This window comes from Sphingopyxis bauzanensis (genome assembly GCF_002205675.1).
In the GTDB taxonomy this organism is placed as follows: Bacteria; Pseudomonadota; Alphaproteobacteria; order Sphingomonadales; family Sphingomonadaceae; genus Sphingopyxis; species Sphingopyxis bauzanensis.
Genome location: NZ_NISK01000012.1, coordinates 1 through 4,317 on the forward strand (window position 1 = coordinate 1; position 4,317 = coordinate 4,317).

The window sequence follows — 4,317 nt, forward strand, 5'->3', positions numbered from 1 at the left end:
AGCAGCGGCCCAATCAGATCCCACTCCGCTTCCGACAAATCCCCGCGACCCATGACTGCTCCTCAAAAAGCAGTCTTGAATCAGAAGTCGACGCGATTGGGAATCCCTTTTGTCAACACGGCCTAGAGGAGGCGTCCGTGTCGGAAGTTAGCATAATCGGTCTGGATATCGCGAAGAATGTTTTTCATGCGCACGGCGCGGATGCGAGCGGGCGGGCGCTGTTCAGCTGCAAGATCGGCCGAGGGAAGCTCCTGGAGTTCTTTGCTGGGCACCAGCGTTGTACGGTCGCGCTGGAAGCCTGTGGGGGAGCGCACCATTGGGGCCGAGAGCTCACACGGTTGGGATACGAGGTGAAGCTGATCCCGCCGGCGTATGTGAAGCCGTTCGTGAAGCGGAACAAGAATGATGCGGCGGATGCGGAGGCGATCTGCGAGGCCGCTCAGCGCCCGAGCATGCGGTTCGTGGCGATCAAGAGTGAAGAGCAGCAGGCGTCAGGCCTGGTGTTGTCAATGGGCACCGAAGTTTCCGCAGATGTGGGCGGTTAAAATTCCCTATGTTGGGGTAGCGGGATTTCGGTGATCAGCCGTGATCGGGATCTTGATTTCCTTTTATTGGCGGGCGGCCGCGACGCTTCGGCGCCGGCGGATTGAACGAGGCGACGCTGCGTAGGTTTTCGGGCACGAGCGCGGCGTGTTCCCGCATGCGGTAGCTTGAGCCCTCGATCTGGATGACGACGGCATGATGGAGGAGCCTGTCAAGCAACGCGGTAGCGACGACGGGATCGCCGAAGACTTCGCCCCATTCGGCGAAGCCGCGATTGGATGTGAGGATCATTGCACCTTTTTCGTAGCGGGCGTTGACGAGCTGGAAGAACAGGTTGGCGCCTCCCGGCGTGACCGGCAGATATCCGATCTCGTCGACGACTAGCAGCGATGCCCTCGTGAGGAAGCGGATCTTTTCTCGGAGCGTGCCTTCGCGCTCGGCCTTGGCAAGCTGGGCGATCAGATCGGCGAGCGGGATAAAATAGACCGCCTTGCCAGCACGGACCGCCTCGACCGCAAGCGCGGTTGCAATGTGGCTCTTTCCGGTGCCGGGCGGCCCCAGCAGATGGACGACCTCGGCGCGTTCGATGAAGTCGAGGCCGGCGAGCGCAAGGATGCGGTTCTTGTCCAGCGAGGGCTGGAACGAGAAGTCGTAGCCGGCCAACGTCTTGACCACGGGCAGCCGGGCCATGCGCAGGGCAGCCTTGATCCGCCGGTTCTCGCGCAGTGACAGTTCTTCGCCGAGCAATGCGTCGAGCGCCTCGATGCCGTCGATCTGGCCCTGCTCGATGCGCCGCAAGGTCGCATCAAGGATTTCGAGCGCTCTGGGCATCTTGAGGCTCACGAGACTCCGGCGGATCGAGTCCACGCGCGCAGAAGGAGCCGCGCCGTTCATGGCCGCCCCTCCATTGCCAGGCTCGCGCCGATTGCCTCGTAAATCGCCAGCGAGCGCAGCGGCACATGATCGCCGATTCGACCGATCATCATCGTCGGCCGATCGTGCGTGCGCGCTTGCGGTCGCCCGGTGCGATGGCGCCGGTCGATGCGATATTGTCGGCGCCCTTCAAGTACGGGATGCTCAGCAACCACGATACCGCGGTCGATGATGCGGATCAGGTCCGGCAGCTGCTCGATCTCGACGACCCGACGTGTCCGGTCGGGCACGCTGTAGTAGTTTCCACCAACCGCCACGAGCCCGTCATGGCTGACCCGCCTCTCAAGCTTCAACACCGCATTGAAGCGGTGCTCAGGCAGGCGCTGCAGTTCGTCCTGTTCTTCGGCAAAGGCTGCAGCGACCACGCGCTGGGTCGTGCCATGGACCCGTGCATTGGCGACCGTGTCGAGCCAGACGATGAGCTGGGCATTGAGGTCCTCCATGGTACGGAAGGATCGCCCCAGGAAGAAGTCCTCACGGATGTAACGGAACTGCTGCGCGACAATCAAGGTGAGAACGGCGCGACAATCTAGATGAGAATGGCGGCGGTGTGTCTGTCGGGACGAGGGGCGAAGCCCCGAGGAGCGACAGACACACCGCCGCAAGCGTCTTTTCTTCTGAAAGGGCGCTTTTGGTGATCGTGACCTGCCAGGTGGCGCCTCCTTCTGAAGGGGAGATGCGGTGCCTGGGAGCCATATCAACGATCATCAGGTGAGATTATATATGAAGATGAGACAGACAGTGTCGCCGCGTTCAGCGGCGGCGTGCGCGGCGTTCAGCACGGCGACGGCATATCGGCTGGAGCAGGATGCGCAGTTGCCGTCGCAGAAGAAGGCGCCGCGCGGTCGCCGTCGCCCCGATCCGCTGGCGGATATCTTCGATAGCGAGGTTGTACCGCTCCTGGAGAGTGCGCCGGGAATCCGCTCCATCGCATTGTTCGAAGAAATGCAGCGTCGTCATCCTGAGCTTCCCGATGGAGTACGGCGGACGATGGAGCGTCGGATCCGCAGTTGGCGGGCGCTGCAAGGCCCGGATCGCGATGTGATCTTCCGCCAGGTGCACGAGCCGGGGCGGATGGGGCTGTCGGATTTTACGGATATGGCCGATCTGGGTGTACGGATCGCGGGGGTCGGGCTCGACCACCGGCTGTATCACTTCCGGCTCGCCTGTTCGGGCTTCGAGCATGCCCATGTGATCCTTGGCGGCGAGAGTTATATCGCGTTGGCGGAGGGGCTGCAGAATGCGCTGTGGGCGCTGGGCGGGGCGCCGCGTGAACATCGCAGCGACAGCCTGTCGGCGGCGTTCCGTAATCTGGATGCATCGGCGCGCGAGGATCTGACGCACAGATATGATGCGCTGTGCCGCCATTACCGGATGGAGCCGAGCCGCAACAACCGCGGCGTTGCGCACGAGAATGGCACGATAGAAAGCGCGCACGGGCATCTGAAGGCGGCAGTGCGTGACGCACTGCTGATGCGCGGATCGGCCGACTTCGACGAGCTTGCCGAATATCGGCGCTTCGTCGACGAGATCGTCGCGCGCAAGAATGCGCGGTGCGCGAAGCGGATCGACGCCGAACGGGCGGTGCTTCAGCCGCTACCGGGCATGCGCTCCAGCGATTATGAAGAGGTCCTCGTCATGGTGACCTCCTCGGGCGGGTTCACGCTGCGCAAGGTGTTCTACACCGTGCCGTCGCGGCTGATCGGCCATCGACTGCGGGTGCGACTTTACGACGATCGGCTTGAGCTGTTCCTCGGCGGCACACCGCTCTTTACGCTTCCGCGCGGCCGTGCCGAGCGCAGCGGCAAACATGGCCATGTCGTCGATTATCGCCATGTCGTCCATGCGCTCCGGCGCAAGCCGATGGCGCTGCTGAATCTTGTCTATCGCCACCAGCTCTTCCCGCGCGAGGCCTACCGGCGCATGTTCGATCGGCTGCTGGAGCGGCTCACCGAACGGGTCGCGTGCCGGACGATGGTCGAGCTTCTTAGCCTCGCGCATGAGCGGGCGTGCGAGGCCGAGCTCGCCGCTGTGTTGGAAGCCCTGCTAGCGACGCCGCAAGGCATGCCGGACATGGCAGTGCTTAGAGCGCGGTTCGCGCCCGACCCCGCGGCGTTGCCTGAGGTCATCGTCGAGCTCGTCCCGCTGAGCGCCTATGAAGCGCTACTGGCTCCTCGCGCGGAGGAAATGGCATGACCCAGGGTATTGATGTCACAAAGCTCACGCTGATGCTCAACGAGCTGCGACTGCCGACAATCAAACAGCTCTGGCCGACGTTCGCCGAGCGTTCCGACAAGGAGGGCTGGCCGGCGGCGCGGTTCCTCAGCGCAATCACCGAGCATGAGATCGCCGAACGCGGTCGCCGCCGCATGGAGCGCCATCTGGCGGAGGCGAAACTGCTGCCGGGAAAAACACTCGATACGTTCGACTTCGACGCGGTGCCGATGATATCGAAGGCGCAGGTCATGGCGATCTGCGCCGGAGACAGCTGGCTCGAAAACGGCGCGAACCTGATCCTGTTTGGCCCGCCCGGCGGGGGCAAATCGCACCTGTCGTCGGCGATCGGTCTGGCGCTCATCGAAAAGGGCTGGCGCGTGCTGTTCGTCCGGACCTCCGACCTCGTCCAGAAACTGCAGGTTGCGCGCCGCGAGCTTACGCTCGAAAACGCGATCAATCGGCTCGATCGCTTCGATCTGCTGATCCTCGACGATCTGGTGCGGATTCCGACGATCCCGCGCAGGGATACCGACATGATCACGCGCATCGTTCCGATCTGATCCCGCGCGGGATTCCGATCTGATGCCGCGCACGGCTCAGAGCCGTCATCGACGTGATTTGCTT

General features: G+C 63.2%; 2 protein-coding genes and 3 pseudogenes. 3 read left to right on the forward strand and 2 right to left on the reverse strand.

Annotation, left to right across the window (positions count from 1 at the left end):
• Positions 1-137 precede the first annotated feature (137 nt).
• Positions 138-503: pseudogene (locus CDQ92_RS20460) on the forward strand (IS110 family transposase); the annotation flags it as partial.
• A 76-nt stretch (positions 504-579) separates the two neighbouring features.
• Here the strand turns inward: CDQ92_RS20460 and istB are convergent.
• Complete coding sequence (gene istB / locus CDQ92_RS20465; RefSeq protein ID WP_088444121.1) at positions 580-1,437, reverse strand: IS21-like element helper ATPase IstB; 858 nt, start codon at positions 1,435-1,437, stop codon at positions 580-582.
• Positions 1,434-1,979: pseudogene (locus CDQ92_RS20470) on the reverse strand (Mu transposase domain-containing protein); the annotation flags it as partial. The pseudogene CDQ92_RS20470 and the gene istB, both read right to left, overlap by 4 nt.
• A 178-nt stretch (positions 1,980-2,157) precedes the next feature.
• Here CDQ92_RS20470 and istA point away from each other — a divergent pair.
• Positions 2,158-3,672 carry an IS21 family transposase gene (gene istA / locus CDQ92_RS20475; protein ID WP_088444122.1) on the forward strand — a complete coding sequence of 505 codons (1,515 nt, stop codon included), beginning with the start codon at positions 2,158-2,160 and terminating at the stop codon, positions 3,670-3,672.
• Positions 3,669-4,199: pseudogene (locus CDQ92_RS20480) on the forward strand (ATP-binding protein); the annotation flags it as partial. The gene istA and the pseudogene CDQ92_RS20480, both read left to right, overlap by 4 nt.
• Between the last annotated feature and the right edge of the window lie 118 nt (positions 4,200-4,317).

Bases quoted from the DNA above. Each gene is read 5' to 3' on its own strand.
- istB (WP_088444121.1), bottom strand. From the start codon at position 1,437: ATGAACGGCGCGGCTCCTTCTGCGCGCGTGGACTCGATCCGCCGGAGT.